This window comes from Brasilonema bromeliae SPC951, from assembly GCF_012912135.1.
GTDB lineage: Bacteria > Cyanobacteriota > Cyanobacteriia > Cyanobacteriales > Nostocaceae > Brasilonema > Brasilonema bromeliae.
Genome location: NZ_QMEB01000115.1, coordinates 1 through 18,277 on the forward strand (window position 1 = coordinate 1; position 18,277 = coordinate 18,277).

17 protein-coding genes are annotated in these 18,277 nt (G+C 41.1%); 12 read left to right on the top strand and 5 right to left on the bottom strand.

The window, feature by feature from the left end:
• Positions 1-155 precede the first annotated feature (155 nt).
• Positions 156-434 (top strand): helix-turn-helix domain-containing protein, encoded by a 279-nt coding sequence (locus tag DP116_RS15510; protein WP_246275642.1) that lies wholly within the window; start codon positions 156-158, stop codon positions 432-434.
• A 231-nt stretch (positions 435-665) separates the two neighbouring features.
• Here DP116_RS15510 and DP116_RS15515 read toward each other — a convergent pair whose 3' ends face one another.
• The 3 genes from DP116_RS15515 to DP116_RS15525 form a co-directional block, all read right to left on the bottom strand.
• Positions 666-1,697 (bottom strand): GUN4 domain-containing protein, encoded by a 1,032-nt coding sequence (locus DP116_RS15515; protein ID WP_169156044.1) that lies wholly within the window; start codon positions 1,695-1,697, stop codon positions 666-668.
• 17 nt (positions 1,698-1,714) lie between these two features.
• Positions 1,715-2,212 carry a hypothetical protein gene (locus DP116_RS15520; protein ID WP_169156045.1) on the bottom strand — a complete coding sequence of 166 codons (498 nt, stop codon included), beginning with the start codon at positions 2,210-2,212 and terminating at the stop codon, positions 1,715-1,717.
• Between the two features lie 1,171 nt (positions 2,213-3,383).
• On the bottom strand, positions 3,384-4,478 hold the full coding sequence (locus tag DP116_RS15525) for a Gfo/Idh/MocA family oxidoreductase (protein WP_169156046.1): 1,095 nt from the start codon (positions 4,476-4,478) through the stop codon (positions 3,384-3,386).
• 352 nt (positions 4,479-4,830) lie between these two features.
• Here DP116_RS15525 and DP116_RS15530 point away from each other — a divergent pair, with 352 nt between their 5' ends.
• Positions 4,831-6,300, top strand: coding sequence for an amidohydrolase family protein (locus DP116_RS15530; RefSeq protein WP_169156047.1), 1,470 nt, complete (start codon positions 4,831-4,833; stop codon positions 6,298-6,300).
• Between the two features lie 244 nt (positions 6,301-6,544).
• Positions 6,545-6,991, top strand: coding sequence for a DUF3598 family protein (locus tag DP116_RS15535; RefSeq protein WP_169156048.1), 447 nt, complete (start codon positions 6,545-6,547; stop codon positions 6,989-6,991).
• Between the two features lie 91 nt (positions 6,992-7,082).
• Here DP116_RS15535 and DP116_RS15540 read toward each other — a convergent pair whose 3' ends face one another.
• On the bottom strand, positions 7,083-8,426 hold the full coding sequence (locus tag DP116_RS15540) for an aromatic ring-hydroxylating dioxygenase subunit alpha (RefSeq protein ID WP_169156049.1): 1,344 nt from the start codon (positions 8,424-8,426) through the stop codon (positions 7,083-7,085).
• Between the two features lie 151 nt (positions 8,427-8,577).
• Between DP116_RS15540 and hisS the strand changes: the two genes are divergently transcribed.
• From hisS to DP116_RS15560, 4 genes are all read left to right on the top strand, one after another.
• Positions 8,578-9,966, top strand: coding sequence for a histidine--tRNA ligase (gene hisS, locus DP116_RS15545; RefSeq protein ID WP_169156050.1), 1,389 nt, complete (start codon positions 8,578-8,580; stop codon positions 9,964-9,966).
• Positions 9,967-10,131: 165 nt separating this feature from the next.
• The gene (locus tag DP116_RS15550; RefSeq protein WP_169156051.1) at positions 10,132-10,959 is read left to right on the top strand and encodes an alpha/beta fold hydrolase; all 828 of its coding nucleotides are present in this window, start codon (positions 10,132-10,134) and stop codon (positions 10,957-10,959) included.
• A 34-nt stretch (positions 10,960-10,993) separates the two neighbouring features.
• Positions 10,994-12,001 carry a zinc-binding dehydrogenase gene (locus DP116_RS15555; RefSeq protein ID WP_169156052.1) on the top strand — a complete coding sequence of 336 codons (1,008 nt, stop codon included), beginning with the start codon at positions 10,994-10,996 and terminating at the stop codon, positions 11,999-12,001.
• Positions 12,002-12,040: 39 nt separating this feature from the next.
• Complete coding sequence (locus DP116_RS15560; RefSeq protein WP_169156053.1) at positions 12,041-12,430, top strand: nuclear transport factor 2 family protein; 390 nt, start codon at positions 12,041-12,043, stop codon at positions 12,428-12,430.
• A 22-nt stretch (positions 12,431-12,452) separates the two neighbouring features.
• Here the strand turns inward: DP116_RS15560 and DP116_RS15565 are convergent, their stop codons facing one another.
• A complete protein-coding gene (locus DP116_RS15565; protein ID WP_169156054.1) occupies positions 12,453-12,917 on the bottom strand; it encodes a hypothetical protein in 465 nt (154 codons plus the stop codon).
• Between the two features lie 538 nt (positions 12,918-13,455).
• Between DP116_RS15565 and DP116_RS15570 the strand changes: the two genes are divergently transcribed.
• From DP116_RS15570 to rbp, 5 genes are all read left to right on the top strand, one after another.
• A complete protein-coding gene (locus tag DP116_RS15570) occupies positions 13,456-13,947 on the top strand; it encodes a hypothetical protein (protein ID WP_169156055.1) in 492 nt (163 codons plus the stop codon).
• Between the two features lie 9 nt (positions 13,948-13,956).
• On the top strand, positions 13,957-14,094 hold the full coding sequence (grpE, locus tag DP116_RS30375) for a nucleotide exchange factor GrpE (protein WP_169156060.1): 138 nt from the start codon (positions 13,957-13,959) through the stop codon (positions 14,092-14,094).
• 196 nt (positions 14,095-14,290) lie between these two features.
• Positions 14,291-16,039, top strand: a complete 1,749-nt coding sequence (locus tag DP116_RS15580; RefSeq protein WP_169156056.1) for an Hsp70 family protein — start codon at positions 14,291-14,293, stop codon at positions 16,037-16,039.
• Between the two features lie 6 nt (positions 16,040-16,045).
• The gene (locus DP116_RS15585) at positions 16,046-17,269 is read left to right on the top strand and encodes a J domain-containing protein (protein ID WP_169156057.1); all 1,224 of its coding nucleotides are present in this window, start codon (positions 16,046-16,048) and stop codon (positions 17,267-17,269) included.
• Positions 17,270-17,957: 688 nt separating this feature from the next.
• Positions 17,958-18,277: RNA-binding regulator (gene rbp / locus DP116_RS15590; protein WP_169156058.1), on the top strand; the 320-nt coding region annotated here is incomplete at its 3' end.

Here is an 18,277-nt window from a genome sequence, read left to right on the forward strand (position 1 = left end):
GTGAGACAGCGCTGCAGGAGGGTTTCCCTCCGTAGGCGACTGCGAACCCGAAGGGACTTCGTTTGTATAGCCCCAGACTTCCAGTCTGTGGGATGAGGAAAATTTACACATTTGGGATGCTCCCCCAAAAAGAGATTATTTCAGCAGGAAGCAAAATGATGAGTGACGTAGACAAATACATTGCCAGACGCAAGCACACTGATCCGGAGTTCCCTGAAGATTTTGAATCTGGATATTCCAGTTTTAAAATTGGCGTATTGCTGGCGCAAGCAAGAATTGAAGCGGGAATGACACAAGAAGAATTAGCACGTCGGTTAAATTTGCATGAATCTATAATAATTAGAATCGAAAACGATGGCTTAGATGTTGGTATCTCTACTTTAGAAAGATATGCAAATGCCTTGGGGAAGAAACTTTATGTAGAAATTCAATAAGTGCGTAGACGCAAAATGACTGGGAACCAACGAACCAAGAAATACAAGAAGTAGCGTGCAAGTTTATCTTCGCGAATTGTTATAACCCACAATTCGCCAGCATAATACTACAAGCACAACAAGAAGATCCTCTTTGGATTCAGTGCCAGATCATGAAAACGTAGAAACCGCAATACTTCGTGGAAAATCACTTGTTTGCGAATCTTTACAATTCTGTGTAAGCCTTATATGTTAGACTTTACAAGTCTGTACGCGAGAAAAGAGATCTGGCCATAAGTCTTCATTCTTTTTCACCCCCCTAAAACCCCAAACAGGGAGATGTCCTTGGGGGGCTTCTGTGGAGAAGGTTAATTTATTGTAATACAGCCACTCTTTCTTCCAAGGCATTCCTTTGCGCCAACCCACGCGATCGCCAAACTTTTCATAGTCTTTACCCACACTTTCCCAAATGCGCTTTTGCACACTAAAGCCAAAGCGCCCACTACTGTATTTTACCCAAAGTTGGTCAATTGTGCGGAGGTCAGTGCAGGGAAAGTTTTTGATGGATTCGACATCCAGCCAGCTTTCTATTTCTCTGCCAGTTGCCTTGAGCATGAAAGTAACAGTTTCCAGATCCGCTTCTTTCCACTGTCCTGCTTTTAGCAAATTTCGTAATTTGGTGTAGTTTACACCGCGTTCACTGCTGAGGTCATCTTCTGAATCATCTCGTTGATTTTGCGGGGTGTTTTGAGTTTCAATAACTTCTAGGTTTCTCAGTTCTTGGGTAGTGGGGACTTCTTTCTTCGGTTCATTACTGAGGTTATCGCTTTGACTTTGTGGGGTCACCTTCACAGTTGGCACTGGCTTCTGCCCAGTTATGCCCCAAATTAACTGTTCCATTGGATCGGGTTCTTGCTGGCGAAAATCAACCCAATGAAAACTCCTTATAAATCTAGGAACGCTGTTTATAAGTTCTTGAGGGCAATCCGGCAATATAACCAATCCCATGCGAAGCTTGCGGTTAGCGAATTCAACTAGAAACTCTCGCATTTCAATATTTGCCCACGGTCCTACTCCTGATGAACCAATGAATACGGCTACAGCTTTTATCTGAGGAATAATTTCTTCTAGTTGATCCTGCCAAGGTCTAAACGGCTCAAAATCATACTTATCCAGCCAAGCTAAAATACCCTGGTGCTTTAGCTGAGTCCTAATTCTTTCTACTTGTTGTTTTTCTTTGCTGTTGTGACAAAGGAAGACTTCATAATCTTGGGATGTGGTCATATTTCAGCTTTTCCCCACTACTTGTCTACACCAGCAATCTGTGCTAAGGCATTTGCATATTGTTCCAAATCCCTTCTCAACGCTTCCAACTCATGCCGCAATTTCGCTTCTTGCGACCAATTGCGCTCATGCTCTTTTAAACTCAGGTGAGGAGGGCGCTGTGCTTCCCATGTCTGCAACACTGGATGCCATTTAGCAAGAAAAGGACGCAAACCCTTATTCAGCACGGCTATAGCAATACCTCCCACTGACTCGCGGGATGCACCAACATCTGGTCCAGCTTGTTTGAGGACTTCCCGTGTTATGCCAAACAGACTATATAAAGATGTCAGCGCCTCACGCAACAGTCCTTCGTCAACTTCCAGAGGTTGAACAGCAATCCGGGTAACAAGTTCAACATACAACGACCATGCAGCCCGACGTTCTGTTGGATCGGCTTCCCATTCAGCGGAACCGATGCCAAAGGGAAGGCTGACAGATACTTTTTTCAATTTGGCGGGGTCTATTTTAGGCATGAGTTTGTTGTCAGGAGTATATAGTTGCTTGTTTTAAGTTTTAACAACTGTCCGCTTGCCATAGTTGGCGCGGTTGCAGGAAATTCTGTTTGATAACTTAATAATTTTATAATTACATACAGCCTGCTAGGTGTGAATTCCGGGTGAGTAGGAACAAAGCACGACGCTTTGGGGAATAGAATTCGCCTTACAGCATTTTTCAGGTGGATGGAATACACTTGTCCCTAACTCTCTGCTGCGTGAGGGGAGCCAGTGTGTTTTAAGGGTAGGACTTACGCAGAAGAGATCCCCCAACTCCCTTAAAAAGGGGGCTTTTAACCCAATACGGTTCAGTTAAGAAGAATTGTAGGTTGGGTTAAGCGCAGCGCAACCCAACAAAAACGAGGTAGGTGTTGGGTTTCGTTCCAAGGGCCCAACCTACGTCAGCATTAGTTTTTAGCCTTATCTGAACCGTATTGGCTTTTAACCTTCTTTTACCCCCTTTTTAAGGGGGTCGCCGCAGGCGGGGGGATCTTAACCGAACCGTATTGAAACCTCACCCTGCCCTATCGGGCATCCCTCTCCTTAGTAAGGAGAGGGAAAGATTTTTGCGTAGCAAAAAGCGAGGGTGAGGTTTTGAGCGAGCCGGTGTGTATATAGCCTTATAAAAGGAGGAAGAAGAATGATGTTCTCTCTATTGATGTCTATTTACTTACTGTAAATACAACAGCTATATCCAAAGAAAAACCCCAATCTTATCGGGGTGTGCTGTGCTTTTATTTATGCAGCGTATTCCAGTGTTGTATTGTATTTTCATTTGAAGAAAACAATTCCACACCATCCCAAAGGAGTAAAACTTAATATGTAACTGAGTATACATATTTTTTCAAGATGAGAGTTTAAGGAAAAAGCCGGAATTGTTTACTAAAAACCAAATTCAAATTTCAAAAATAGCCTGAATGACCATTATCCTATCAACTACAAAAAACCCCGACGAAGTCGGGGTGAAGGTCTTTGCCAAAACAGGTTTCCTGTGACGTTTATATTGTGATCTACAAATAAACCTTCGCACCCCATCCAAAAGATAGAAAGCTGAAATTCGTGATGTGGTATACATCTTGTTAGTTTATGATTTTTCTATTTCATGAGTCATGAAACAAGAAGCACAATGAAACGTTAACCTACCCTACTCTTAAGCAAGAAATTCTTCTAAGCTTGGTACATCTACCCAACTTGAACTGTTATTAGATTCATGGGATAAATCCATTAATAACTGAGAGTAAACTCCTTCTCGTAACGATGGAACAATTTCTTTTTTGGATTCAATTCCTTGCACCCATTCATCTACAACTCTAATAAACGCAGAAATGCGACCATCGGAGTGATTTTTCGGAAACAATAAGCGATTGGGAATTTCAATTTCGGTTAATGGTTTACCTGGTCCAGAAGAGGAAACACGAAAGCCATGTATGTAATCTTTTTGATTTTCACTTCCTAATACTAAAGTCGCGCGATCGCCATACACTTCTATCCAATGAGTACGCGATGCATGAACCACAGCACTGATAGAAACTTGACAAGGTGTCCCATCTGCCAACTCTAACATCAGCATACAGGTGTCATCGGTTTCTACGGGCTTTAATTCTCCAGTGTTGGAGTCTAGTCGTTCAGTGATGGCGGTCGTGAAATGGGCGCTTAACTTGCGTACAGGACCAAACAGCCAATGAATATAATCAAAAGTGTGAGAACCCAAAGACCCCAATGCACCGCCTCCCTGGTCTTTACGAGAATACCAGTTCCAAGGACGTCCAGCATCAGCACGAGAAGAACCTAGCCAATCAATTCTAATCAAACGCTTTGAACCCACATAACCTTCTGACAACAGTTCCGAAAAGAATTGCCATCCTGGTACAAAGCGAAATTCAAAATCTACAGTTGCAATCACACCTGCTTTTTGGGCTAACTGGTAAAGTTCTTTAGCTTCGGCTGCATTTAGAGTTGTAGGTTTTTCTATTAATACGTGCTTCCCTGCTTGCAGCGCTGCTTTTGCCATTTCGTAATGCAAAAATGGCGGTGTAGAAATGCTCACTGCTTGGACTTCTTGCAGCCCAACGATATCTGTGATTGTGTTGCAGGCGTGAGGAATATTGTAGGATTGTGCGATCGCTTTGGCTTTATTTAAATCTTGGTTATATACAGCAACAATTTCTATGCTAGGATGAGCCAGAAATCCAGGAATATGCACTTTCTGACCAAATCCCGTGCCAATAACAGCAACGCCAATCACAGTTAAACGAGTTCCTTTTTATATTTTTCTGGGTTATTATATCAAATTCGGTGGCGTCTGAATCATTAAAAAACTGCAGAGACGCAGAGGGCGCAGAGAGAGAGAGGAGAGAGAAATAATTGTCATATAAACGGACTTACCATGATTGATTAATAGAGCCTTCCTAAATAGGATATGAACATCCTCCTCTTCTTCTCTTTCTTTTCTTTGCGTCCTTTGCGCCTTTGCGGTTCGTTTTTTTTTGTTCATGACTTATCTAGGATTGCTGTACAACCGTTGAATGAAATAATATCATCTGTCTTGATGTTCTTAAACTTTTGGGTTCCATACTCATTTTAGTGTGAGGTCTACTGTGTCTGAAGCTCCCGTATTAGATAAAATTATCAAAAATGTGCGGGTAGTTCGTCCCCATCATGATGCTGTCGAACTACTTGATTTAGGAATTAAGGATGGAAAATTTGCTACTATTGCTCCTGATATTAGCCCAGACAAAGGTAAAGACGTATTGGATGGCAAAAACTTGCTGGGCTTTCCTGGGGTTGTAGATGCCCATATGCACATCGGTATCTATCAACCCCTCGCCAAAGATGCTGTGACTGAAACCAAAGCAGCTGCAATGGGGGGAGTCACAACTAGTCTGAATTACATTCGTACAGGACAATATTATCTCAACAAAGGCGGTTCCTACCGCGATTTTTTTCCAGAAGTATTGGCGTTATCTGCAGGTCATTTTTTTGTTGATTATGGGTATCACGTCGCACCTATAGCTAGCCAGCATATCGACGAAATACCTCTACTGTTTAAAGAACATGGTGTATCTTCGTTTAAAATCTTCATGTTTTATGGCGGTTATGGGTTGCATGGTTTGTCAGATCAGCAAAACCTCTTTTTGATGATTAATAAAGAGGAACGTTACGACTTCGCCCATTTTGAATTTATTATGCGTCGTCTAAGTCGCTTGATGGAAGAACATCCAGAAGCACAAGAAACTATCAGCTTAAGTTTACACTGCGAAGTTGCAGAAATTCTCAACGCTTATACCAAAATAGTTGAAAAGGACTCCAGCCTTAGCGGACTAAACGCCTACAGTGCAGCGCGTCCCCCTCATTCCGAAGGATTAGCAATTTGCATTGCTTCGTATTTGGCACATGAGACGAACTGTGCAAATATCAATTTGTTGCACCTGAGTTCGCGTAAGGCTATGGAAGCAGCTTTGACTATGCAAACTGCTTTTCCCCATATCAACTTTCGACGAGAAGTGACCGTCGGACATTTGCTATTAGATGTTGATACCCCCACCGCTACTTGGGCAAAAGTAAACCCCCCTATTCGTCCGCGTGCCGATGTAGAATACTTATGGCAAGCAGTACTCAACCATCAGGTAGACTGGATAGTAAGTGACCATGCTTGCTGTTCTGCTGAACAAAAAAGAAGTACTAAAGACCCAAATAATATTTGGTTAGCAAAATCTGGTTTTGGTGGTACAGAATATTTACTTTCAGGTGTCTTTAGTGAAGGTCGTAAGCGCGGAATGTCGTACAATCACATGGCTAAGCTGTTATCGTGGAATCCGTCACGGCGCTTTGGTTTGTTACAAAAAGGGGATATCGCCATTGGCTACGATGCTGATTTAGTACTGGTAGACCCAAATGAAACCTTTGTGGTACGTGCTGCTGAATCAGAGTCACAACAAGGTTACACACCCTTTGAAGGAGTGGAGTTAACGGGACGAGTGAAAAGTACCTTTTTACGTGGAAATCTTATCTACAATAATGGACAGGTTCTAGGTTTACCCATTGGACGTTATCTAAAAAGATGTTAGAGCAATCTCGATTTAAATCTTGTTGCTTATAGCGAGTTGCATTCAGAGATAGAATTGACTAAACGAACCGCCAAGACGAGCCAGTGCGTTGCGGGGGTTCCCCCCGTTGTAGCACCTGGCGCGCCAAGAGCGCAGAGGAAGAGAAAAGAGAAAAGAGTAAGTTATCTGTATGAATGCAACTTAGTATTACTTGTTGCTTAAAATCTTTATTAATTGCTATCTGCAAAGACAAAGGAGTTGTGTTATGTCTGCCATTCGAGAAGAAATGCCTGTACTGACTCGCCACGAAGGAGATTGGGTAGGTACGTATACAGTGGTTGATACAGAAGGAAAAATCGTTGATAAATATGAATCTCACTTAACCTGCCAATTTCCAGAAGACGGTTCCCATTCCTACTACCAAATCAATCGTTACAAGTGGTCTGATGGGAAACAGGAGGAGTATGAGTTTCCGGGAACTTATCGAGACAAAGCGCTGTGGTTTGACACGGAACGTATTGACGGAAAAGCCTGGGAAGTCGATGATGCAACGGTTATTTTGTGGTTTTCTTATAAGACCGTGCCAGATATGTACTTGTATGAAATGATTGTGATTAGTCCTTGCAATAATCATCGCGCCCGCACTTGGCACTGGTTTAAGAACAATCAACTCTTCAAGCGAACCCTGATCCAAGAGGAACGGCTACGATAAGAAGAAATTGAGCGCTTCTAGATGATTTGTAAAGTAGATCTTCAATGCGTGGGGTGCGTTAAGCAGTGTAACGCACCATTGTTTCATTCCTTTAATGGCGAGTGTATGGACGCTCAAAGTGAGTTTTGAGTTTCTGGGCAGCAACTGCTATACCAACTGCGCCAAGAGAAGCCGAAACTGCCAAGATTTGCATCCACCCGTTGGCAGATATTGCTAAAGCTGCTAGGGCGATCGCCACTCCCACACTAATTTGTTTGACTCGATTTGTCACCTGATAAGCACCAGAGCAAGAACTACACAGTTGGGTATGTTGCGAGAACCTGTCTAGTGACGGTGGGTTTAAACAATTCCCCTCGTTGTCTATATTTTTAGAGGTGGAGTAGCCCTGATAGTAGGGTAAAGATGAGCCAAATTTATCTAGCCACTTGTAGTACTCTACGACAAATGTGTCACAAGTTTTCAGGGGCAAAAACACTTGTTTCAAGCTTTGTCCCAACCGCTCAATTTGTGTCTTTTGCCCAATAATAAGTGGCAAATCTTCTTCCAATACTCTGTTGCGAAGCATATGATCTAGCCACCGGGGCGTCAGCTTGAATTTCCACGTCTTAAAGTTATTATAATTTCTGACCAAAATCCGGCATCGACCCTTACCCAAAGGTATCGAATAAAAAGCGACTCCCCCAGCCACACCTCGCTGCGGAACACTAAATTTGTAAATCACGAAGTTGGGAGCAATGAAATCTAGTTGTGACCAAGGTAGATTGGGTTTGCTCATTCCTCGCAACCTTCCTCGAATTCCTCTACTAGAATTTTCCAGCACTTCCATTTCCGATGGCTTGGCATTTTCTCGCTGACCTAAAGTTCCATCATGACTAATGTGAACATGAGCTGGGTCCATGATGTTCTCAATAAAATAGAATTGGTCATAAGGCAGGTCACGCATCACGTCTGTGGTGACAAACTCTGGCTTATCTAACTCCTCTATCGTTGGAATGTCATCATCAGCAGCTGCTTCACCAACTCCTGCCCACATCCAAACCATACCTTGGCGTTCCACAATCTTAAATGATTGCACGCAAGCATTTGCAGGAATTTTGGCATCTGTAGCTAACTGGGGAATATGCAGACATTGACCATCACTGCCAAATTGCCAGCCGTGGTACAAACACTCTATTTTCCCGTCAGTTATCTGTCCATCCGAGAGTTTAGCAGCACGGTGAGGACAACGATCTACCAGACAGACAAGCTTCCCATCCAAGTCTCTAAATAAAACGAACGGTTCGTCATATAAGGAAAAACTATAGGAACGGTTTTTGGGTAAATCTTGCACAAAGCAAACAGGATACCAGCATTCCCTCCAGTTGAACTCTTGATTTTGCTCTATTTGGAGCGCAGTTTGTCTTGCTTGTTCTTCTATCTTGGAATCTACTATCATGGATGAATCCTGATTTGGCTACTTATATACTCTGTATTATTTATCTAATTTACATATAGCAAAAGTTAGGTTTTATTGGTTGACTTATCTAATTTCTGGAAAGTCAGTCAAGCTAGAGGAATTTGCTTCTATATTCTTATAAGGACAAGGTATGGCAAAAAGTGACAAAATAAATTTCTCGACTCCCAGTGGTTTTCCAGAATTTCTTCCTGGCGAAAAGCGCTTGGAATTATATTTACTAGATACCATCCGGAAAGTTTTTGAAAACTACGGATTTACACCCATCGAAACTCCTGCAGTGGAACGCTTGGAAGTTTTGCAAGCAAAGGGCAATCAAGGGGACAACATTATCTATGGTCTTAATCCCATTTTGCCACCAAATCGGCAAGCCGAAAAGGATAAGGCAGGTGAAACAGGTTCGGAAGCAAGAGCTTTAAAATTTGATCAAACAGTTCCTTTAGCAGCGTATATTGCTCGTCACCTAAATGAGTTAACCTTTCCCTTTGCTCGCTACCAAATGGATATGGTGTTTCGTGGGGAAAGAGCAAAAGATGGTCGATTTCGTCAGTTTCGTCAGTGTGATATTGATGTCGTTGGTCGTCGTGAACTGAGTTTGCTGTATGATGCTCAGATGCCTGCTATTATCACTGAGATATTTGACGCAGTTAATATCGGTGATTTTCTGATTCGCATCAACAATCGTAAAATTCTTACTGGTTTCTTTAAATCAGTAGGAGTTGAGGAAGAAAAAATTAAATCTTGTATTGGGATTATTGATACTTTGGATAAAGTCGGTGAGAATAAGGTAAAGCAGGAGTTAGTAAAAGAGGGAGTGTTAGCAGATACCACTCAAAAAATCATCGATTTTATTCATATAGATGGCACTGTAGATGAAGTTCTAGATCAACTCAAATACCTGGCAACATCAACACCAGAAGCTGAGGAATTTGCTCTTGGAGTCACGGAATTAGAAACAGTTATTTCTGGAGTTCGCAATCTTGGAGTTTCAGAAAACCGTTTCTGTATTGACTTATCCATTGCTCGCGGTTTGAATTATTATACGGGTACAGTGTACGAAACAACTCTAATAGGACATGAAGCTTTAGGTAGCATTTGTTCTGGTGGTCGATATGAAGAATTAGTGGGGATGTTTTTGGATGAAAAAATGCCAGGTGTGGGCATTTCTATTGGCTTAACTCGCTTAATTAGTCGGTTGATCAAAGCTGGTATTCTCAGTACCTTCGCGGCTACTCCAGCGCAAGTTATGGTAGTCAATATGCAAAATGATTTGATGCCTGTTTATTTGAATGTGTCGCAAAAACTGCGTCAGGCTAAAATTAATGTTATCACGAATTTTGAACAGCGACCTTTGGGCAAGCAATTTCAATTAGCTGAAAAACAAGGAATTCCATTTTGTGTGATAATTGGTTCTGAAGAAGCTACAGCGCAAAAGGCGTCTCTCAAAGATTTGAGAACACGCGAGCAGATGGAAGTCGCGCTGGAAGATTTGGCGGAGGAAATTAAAAGAAGACTGGCGTAATTCCTCGTTTTTCGTTCCCAGGTTCCACCTGGGAATGCCCTCAGGGAGGCTCAGCCTCCTAAAATATACTAGAGGCAGAGCCTCTGGACAAGGTGTTACCAGGCTGAGCCTGGTAACGAGATGAAAAGGGGTTTGATATTAGTTTTAAGTTATCAGGAGGTTCACATGAATAAAGCTATCAAGCGAGCATTTTTAGATACTGAAGATGGTCAAATTCACTACCGCATTGGTGGTGAAGGAGAAGCACTTCTACTACTGCATATGAACCCCCGTAGTAGTGACGAGTATCGCGAATTAATGCCCATCCTTGCACAAAAGTACCGCGTGATAGCAATGGATTTGATGGGCTTTGGTGATTCTGACAAACCCCCTAGATTGTACTCTGTTGCTGACTACGCCAAAACTGTCATTGCTCTCTTGGATGAGTTGGGTATTGAAAAAGTAAACCTTCTGGGAAACCACACGGGAGCGTTTGTTTCCGGAGAAGTAACAGCAGCTTACCCAGAACGTGTTAACAAACTGATATTGGGCAATGTTGCTGGTTTTGGTGAAGCTGGAAAAACTGATTTAATGCAGAGATTTGATGAAGGTTTCGTCATTAAAGAAGATGGCTCTCACTTGATGGAAAGATGGTTAGCTCGTTCTAGATATGTAGGTTCTGCGGAGTTAAATCATCGTTGGGTTTTGGATGATTTAAAATGCTTTGGCTATCCTTTATATGCAGTTTGGACTGTGGGTAATTACTGCATGGAAGCGGCAGAAAGGTTCAGTTTCATCAAATGTCCAACACTCATTTTATGGGGTATTCATGATGTAGAAGAATTTGAAAGATTGGGTTTAGCGCTAGCAAAAGATCGATTTTTTCTCTCTCAAGCGATTCCCCACGCTAAGGTTGCAGAGTTTCCTGACGGCACAATTTGTATGATGAACCAGATACCTGAGGAAATCTCACATGTTGTGCTTGAATTTTTGGATGAGACAAGCGTTTCATAAGTGATACAAAAGGTGAAACTCTCAAGCAAAAAACATGAGTTCAAAAACCTACAAAAAACTAGTTGCAAAACAGTTTGCCCAAAACTTCAAATCAGCTATCGAAATCATAGAACTCCCCATACCCGAACCTGCACCAGATGAAATTGTCATTCGTAACAAATTCGCTGGAATCAACGCTGGATTTGACACTTTACTTTGTCGAGGTGATGTGAGTTACATTAACTTAACTCCTCCCTTTGATTTGGGTGTGGAAGCAGTGGGAGAAGTCGTCGCAGTAGGAAATCATATCAAAGATTTCCAAGTTGGTGATGCTGTAGTCACTACCATACGTGGCGGAGGGTATCGCGAGTACCAAGCGATAAATGCCAATCTTGCAATCAAGGTACGCCAAGCAACGCCAGAAGTGCTAACCCTGATCCCTACTGGTGTATCAGCAATGGTAGCTTTAGAACAAGTGGGGGAAATGAAAAGCCAAGAAGTTGTGTTGGTGACAGCAGCGGCGGGTGGAACCGGACACATTGCGGTGCAATTGGCAAAGTTAGCGGGTAACCATGTGATTGGTACTTGCGGAACTGATGCAAAGGTAGAGTTACTTCAGGAGTTGGGATGCGATCGCATCATCAACTACCGCACACAAAACCTCAATCAAGTCCTCAAGCAAGAATATCCCAATGGCGTTAACCTAGTTTTTGAATGTGTCGGTAAACAAGTCTTTGATACCTGTGTGGATAATTTAGCAGTTCGCGGACGTTTAGTTGTGGTTGGTTTCGTTTCCGAATATGCGAAGAACTTGGAACAAGTGACACAACCGCGAATTTATCACAAGTTGTTTTGGAAAGCAGCTTCAGTGCGGGGGTTTCTTATGCCCTTGTATAAAGAATATATGACAGAGGGACGCGATCGCCTCTTCAATCTGTTTTACACAAACAAGCTAAAAGTTGCTGTTGACTCAACCCCATTTCACGGCATAGAATCCATTACTGCTGCTGTCGAATACCTCCTCAGTGGTCAAAATTGCGGCAAAGTCGTCGTCAGATTTTAGAAAATAGTCATATATTTAACAGAGGGCGAGGAAGTCACGATGTCACAACAGTCAGAAAACACTTTAAAAGTTGCTCATCAAGCATTTGAACACTTCCAGCACGGTTTGGCAACAGGCGAGTGGAACCAGTTCTTGGATGTGCTGACAGAAGACTTTAGCTTTTGGTTTCCTATTGGAAAATATCACGGTTTACATCAGGGAAAAGAAAAAGCTAGAGAATTTTTCCAATATATTGCTGAATCATTAAGAGGTGAACTCATTTTAGAGCACGTTACAAGTAATGAGACAACGGTTGTGTTTGAGTTCCGCGATGAGGGAACGTTGTTTGGAGAACTTTACAAAAATCGGGTGGCAGTTTCCTTTGATGTGCGGGGAGACAAAATTTGCGGCTATAGAGAATATTTTGGCAGTGATGGCAAATCGAATTGAAGTCAGACTACGTTAATTTTCGTTAATTTTTATCAGCATTTTTTTGATTCAATTCTCTGCACTTAGCCTCCGCTGCTTGATAAGCTTCCAAGTAACTCTTGTCACCCAACATGACATTTCCGTAATACTCGTAAGGTGGATCACCATAGACTGGCAATGGATCATCTTCTGGATAATCTTCTTTTGATTCTTCTATTATTGCTTTTACTTCCTTTACGGTTAAGCGTTGTGCTGTAAAGTACCAAAGTTCTTGAGCATTCTTGTTCAGGTAGGGTAATGTTGGATCGACAATACAATCTTCTAGTTCCATCCAACCGTGTTCAATGGGTTTGTGTGGCTTGCCAGCAAAAGCTAAAAAGCCTTGTACGTAGAATGCTCCCTTAGTCAGTAATGCAGCTTTGTAAGCATTACTAAACTGAGTTTTAGCTTTGCTTTTTACACGTTGGGCAGTCTCAATAGAAAGCGCTTCATTCAATGGTTTGTTCATCGACAGCGAGCATAAGCCATGACTCTAACATAGTATCACTTGTAAACTACCTACACTCCCCTGGCGGGTGAGTTAGTCGCTTCCCAATTCATTGGGGATTGCCTCGGTCTTCATGGATTTTTTACGTCCCGAAGACTTTGGTCTTACATCCCCTCCAAGGGCAGAAGTGCACGGCAGGCGCTCCACTTGGGGAGACCCCAAGACCGCGCTGCCTCTAGTTCCTAACACTCTTACGAGTTCGCCAGTTGCTCCTGCGGACACGCACTTTACGCACATTGGTCGCTTAACCGTCGTCAACTCACGCGCATGCATGCTGTTTAAGGTAAATCCCTTAACCAAATGAATCATAGCGGTTTTCAATTGCCGTGCCAAAGACGCCAATAAAGAGAGAAGAAAATTTGATGAATTCTTTAAGATTGCTATAACGAACGCCTTTGTTATCATTGTGATACATTTGCTAAACTTAGCAGTCAAGTATGCCAAATTTATCGGCTCTAATTTTTACACTAGTGTCTCATGTTGAATTGGTAAATTTTAGATGAATTTCAGTCAGAATAATCAAAATTTTCAAGAATTAGATAAAATACTACGGCAATCTATAAATGATACTTTGCAGAAGTTTCTAGATGAAAACTTGAAAAATCATATAGAAACTTCTGTTAAAGAATTTTTAAACAAATATGTGGATGAGCAAAAAAAAATACAGCGGCTTTATTATACAAAGACTAATGCGATTATAGACAACACTACTGCTAGCCAAGAATTGTACCATAAACTTGAGCAAACGTTGGAAGAACTTGACTCTTTGAAAAACTCTGTAGAAAATATGCTTATGGAGCAGCGTCAGAAAAATGGGGAACTGCAACGAAAAATTAACTGTTGGGAACAGTCAGCAATAGATTTTTTTCGGTTATTAGAGAGGGCAGTTGATTACGAAACAGATGAACGTAGACTGTTAATTAATAGAATATTATATGGATTTAATGATCTTGTTAATAATTTAGGGATAGAGCGTATTATTCCACAATAAAATGATTATATTCATGAAAATTTTCATGAAGCAATTGATGAGGAAGAATCCGATATCATACCAGGCAATATCGTTAAATGTATAAGTTGGGGTTACAGAATTGGTGACAAAGTTCTTGAGAAAGCAAAGGTTGTTGTAGCAAAATAGCTAGCCCCTGATCAGAAAAATTAACCAATTCAAAATATGCTCTACGGATACGCTTTACATGAGCACCTATCACTCCTTTGCAGGAATTACAAAAAGATGAAAATAGCGTGCTCAAATATCCTATCTGTTGACTGTACGCACTTATTTTTAGGTGACAGCTTATGAATTTTACACTGAGAAAGGAATCAGTTAGGCAATGACAAAAAAATATGCTATCGGAATTGATTTAGGAACATCGACATCTGAAATTTGTGTCTACCGAAATAATGAATCACTTGTGATTCCTGATCCTGTGACCAAAATAGCGATGATTCCCTCAATTGTTGCTATTAATAAAAAGGGTGAACTTTTAGTAGGAGAAAACGCCAGAAGTTGGGTTGATGTCTCAGAACGTGGAGTTCGTGAAGTCAAGCGTAAAATGGGAACTGGAGAAACCATAAAACTACTAGGTAAAGAGTATCGACCTGAAGAAATTTCTGCTTTGATTCTTCGTCAACTCAAGGAAAATGCTGAAGAAGCACTAGGAATAGAAATTCGAGAAGTAGTCCTTTCTGTTCCAGCTAACTTTCCAGATGCAGCTCGACAAGCTACACTGAATGCAGGTGAATTGGCAGGATTAAAAATTATTCGCCTGATAAATGAACCAACAGCAGCAGCTTTAGCTTTTGGGATCAAAAATATTGATGTTGAAGAACAGCTTGTTGTCTTTGATTTTGGCGGTGGTACATTAGATATCACTGTACTGGAAATGGTTGCAGGTGTTCTTGATGTTAAGTGTAGTTTTGGTAATCCTCAATTGGGGGGTAAAGATTTTGATGAAGCAATGATGACATTACTTCATCGAAAATTTAAGACAGAAAATCCTGAGGCAGAAATTTCTCAAAAAGCTCATGGTGCACTGAAAGAAGCTGCAGAAAAAGCTAAAAAAGTTCTTTGTACACAACAATCCTATGATGTACGAATTCCGTATTTTGCAGCGAACAATGGTGAATTTATTGATTTAGAGGTGGAAGTGACGCACCAAGAGTTTGAAGTGGCGATCGCACCTCTATTACAAAAAGCACGAGACTGCATCCGTCAAGCACTAAATGCCAAAAATCTCCACCCCAGTACAATCAATCGAGTGTTACTTGTAGGTGGAACAACTTACATTCCTGCGGTTCGTCAATTAGTCGTAGAGATGTTTGGTAAACAAGGGAAAGCACTTGATGTTGGTGCAGACTTAGCTGTGGGTGTTGGCGCATCTATTCATGCTGCTTTTGCTCAAGGTTTATTCTGTGAGGATTCCGGTGTTATTCTCACCGATGTTGCTCCTTTTGGATTGGGTATTGAAGTAGTGAGTTACGTTGGCGGACAGTATATGCTAACCTATGAACCTTTGATTCAACCTAATACAACGATTCCTTATTCTACTCAAAAAACTTACACTCTTTTGAAACCAGATCAAAAGCGGTTGGAAATTCGTCTCTATCAAGACAACACAGGGAAAGCAAAGCTACCATTAGAAGCGATTGACACAGGAATAGAAGCAGAAATCACAGATATTCCTCCTGCTGTTGATGGTATTCCCTATCCAGTGGAAGTGGAATTTTATTATGACATTAATGGGATAGCTAAATTGAAAGCGACTATTCCTAATATTAATAAAAGTGTCGAGCTATCTTATGGTTATTCAGCCAAGCGCATGGGTAACAAAGACATAGCTGATGCGGCTTCTCGCCTCAAAGAACTGTGGAAGCAAAATGCCAAGGCAAGACTTTACGAAGGACTCATTAATAAAGCAGAAAGGTATATGGCTGGAATACCTCCTCAAGAAAGATCGCCGTTATCTGATATTGTTATGGAACTCAAAAAAGGTCTCATGAATGACAACATTCAAGAGATTCAAAAAGCAGGCGATCGCCTTGTAGACTTCTTGTTTGATTTAGAAAAGAACATGGAATAATAACAGATGGTATATGAACTCTATCATATCCTGGGAATTTCCTCTCAGGCATCTGCTGATGAAATAAAACGAGCTTACTTTCAGTTAGTTCGTAAGTATTCTCCAGAGAAAGATCCAGAACGCTTTCAACAAATTCGGATAGCCTATAACACGCTGTTTGACTCAAAGGAACGAGAAAATTATGACGCCATGCAGAAGTATGGCGACCAAGTTAAAGACCTGATTTTGCAAGCTCAAAATAAAATGCAAGTAGAAGAATGGACAAACGCCATTTCCTTACTCAAGCAAGTTCTTGTACTAGCACCAAGAATTGATATAGCTCGTAATCTACTAGGTCTTTGTTACATTCATACGAAAAATTGGGATTTTGCTGTTAAAGTCTACACAGCACTTACGAAAACTAACCCAGACGTAGCAGTCTATTGGAGTAACTTGGGTTATGCCTACAAACTGCAAGCTCAATGTTTCAATGATGAAGATATTAGTCAAATCCAGTTATATCACAATGCCCGTGAATCTTTTCAGCAAGTAGTCAAATTAGAATCCTTCAATTCAGCACCCTATTTAGATATAGCAGAAACTTACCTTGACCAAAAAAATTACTCTGAAGCACTTGCTTGGGCAGAACGTGCTATTGGTGCTGATGGTAAAGCTGATTATCATGACTTTGAAGCACTTTTTTTGATCTGCCGAGTTCACTTTTATAGTGGGGAATTACAAAAAATAGAAGTCATCGCAAAAAGAATTATATCATTACTACCTAAAAAGTCAGAAATTCGAGAATATGCTGCGACTCGATTTGCTAACATGGGTATTGAAATTGCCAAAAATGCCGCAATTTCTAGTAATTTTCATATGTGGAGATCAGCTTTTGAATTTATCAAAATAGCTAAGGAGATAGAACCAAATAACTTAGGTATTCAACAAATTTTGACAAAACTTGAGGAAATCGTTGCAGCTATTAACCAATATGAAAATCTCAATCGTGATTATCTCATCAACCAAGGATTCCAAAGACTAGCTGCATTTTGTTTAGCTGATTATTTTAATTTTTATGATTCACCGCAAGAAAGAAAAAGTTTTTTAAATGACATACTCACAGAAATTTTAGTTTCTCCCACCAGCACAATTTTTGCGTCACTTGAGAGAATTAAATTTTACTATCCTGCAGTGTATAAGCTGAATGTAGAACTCTTTCATCGAATTGAGCAAGTGGCTTGTGTACCTTAACACCCGTTACATAGCAGTCCTTCGCACTTAAAGAAAATTATCAATCAGCAAGTCTGCGCGAGAGCAAAAGCCTTGGGGCGCTAAGAGGACGACACTCGCACAGTCATGGTTTCACAGGCTTAGACGCGCAGTGGTAAAACAGCACTACGCACCAATGTTGGGGGCGATTGCGTTCACTTATATAAGTGAGCGTGTCCGTATCTCCTGTGCAAAACTTGGGGGCAATAGCCGTGGGCAGAAACACAGAGTTTACCGCAAGTTAAGAACTGTTCGTCGCCAAGAAAACAGAGAAGAGAAAATTTCCGAAATTCTTTAACATTGGTGTTAAAATTTACCATTGTTTTGATTTTGTTATGTTTTCTTAATGAAAACAGTTATCGCCATTAGCGGCGTATATGTTTCAATGTCGAACCATGTCGCCTAATTCAGGTCATAGTGCTTTGAATAGTCGTTTTATGTTTGCTACTATTTATCTAAACTTTGTTAGCAAATTGTTTTTATTGATAAAGGTCTGTTATTAATCAATTTGAAGATTTTTGAATTTTCCTCATGTGGGCAACATAATTTTGTACTTTTGTGCTAGCATAACTAACGAGGAATTATATTCGGTTGTGTAGTTTGTTTTTATCTATTTACAAGCGTCTCTCCGAATCTACCTCTCTACACTATTTGATTCTGGAGATGTTTCATGTCGATTTACGTCGGTAATTTATCTTACCAAGTTGAGCAAGATGACCTCAGACGGGTGTTTGAGGAATATGGAACCGTAAAAAGTGTTCAATTGCCTGTAGACCGGGAAACTGGTCGTGTACGAGGGTTCGCTTTTATAGAAATGGGAACAGAAGCAGAAGAAACTGCAGCCATAGAGGCTCTAGATAGTGCTGAGTGGATGGGTCGTAATCTTAAGGTTAATAAGGCTAAGCCCAAAGAAAACAGAGGCTCATCTGGTGGCGGTGGCGGCGGCGGCGGCAGAGGCGGTTGGAACAATGATAGAGGAGGAGATAGAGG

What these genes read in the sequence shown, in the direction of transcription:
- DP116_RS15565 (WP_169156054.1), bottom strand. Translation starts at nt 12,917, where the DNA reads ATGAACAAACCATTGAATGAAGCGCTTTCTATTGAGACTGCCCAACGT.
- DP116_RS15520 (WP_169156045.1), bottom strand. Translation starts at nt 2,212, where the DNA reads ATGCCTAAAATAGACCCCGCCAAATTGAAAAAAGTATCTGTCAGCCTT.
- DP116_RS15535 (WP_169156048.1), top strand. Translation starts at nt 6,545, where the DNA reads ATGTCTGCCATTCGAGAAGAAATGCCTGTACTGACTCGCCACGAAGGA.
- DP116_RS15540 (WP_169156049.1), bottom strand. Translation starts at nt 8,426, where the DNA reads ATGATAGTAGATTCCAAGATAGAAGAACAAGCAAGACAAACTGCGCTC.
- DP116_RS15555 (WP_169156052.1), top strand. Translation starts at nt 10,994, where the DNA reads ATGAGTTCAAAAACCTACAAAAAACTAGTTGCAAAACAGTTTGCCCAA.
- hisS (WP_169156050.1), top strand. Translation starts at nt 8,578, where the DNA reads ATGGCAAAAAGTGACAAAATAAATTTCTCGACTCCCAGTGGTTTTCCA.
- DP116_RS15580 (WP_169156056.1), top strand. Translation starts at nt 14,291, where the DNA reads ATGACAAAAAAATATGCTATCGGAATTGATTTAGGAACATCGACATCT.
- DP116_RS15585 (WP_169156057.1), top strand. Translation starts at nt 16,046, where the DNA reads ATGGTATATGAACTCTATCATATCCTGGGAATTTCCTCTCAGGCATCT.
- DP116_RS15570 (WP_169156055.1), top strand. Translation starts at nt 13,456, where the DNA reads ATGAATTTCAGTCAGAATAATCAAAATTTTCAAGAATTAGATAAAATA.
- DP116_RS15550 (WP_169156051.1), top strand. Translation starts at nt 10,132, where the DNA reads ATGAATAAAGCTATCAAGCGAGCATTTTTAGATACTGAAGATGGTCAA.
- DP116_RS15510 (WP_246275642.1), top strand. Translation starts at nt 156, where the DNA reads ATGATGAGTGACGTAGACAAATACATTGCCAGACGCAAGCACACTGAT.
- DP116_RS15515 (WP_169156044.1), bottom strand. Translation starts at nt 1,697, where the DNA reads ATGACCACATCCCAAGATTATGAAGTCTTCCTTTGTCACAACAGCAAA.
- DP116_RS15560 (WP_169156053.1), top strand. Translation starts at nt 12,041, where the DNA reads ATGTCACAACAGTCAGAAAACACTTTAAAAGTTGCTCATCAAGCATTT.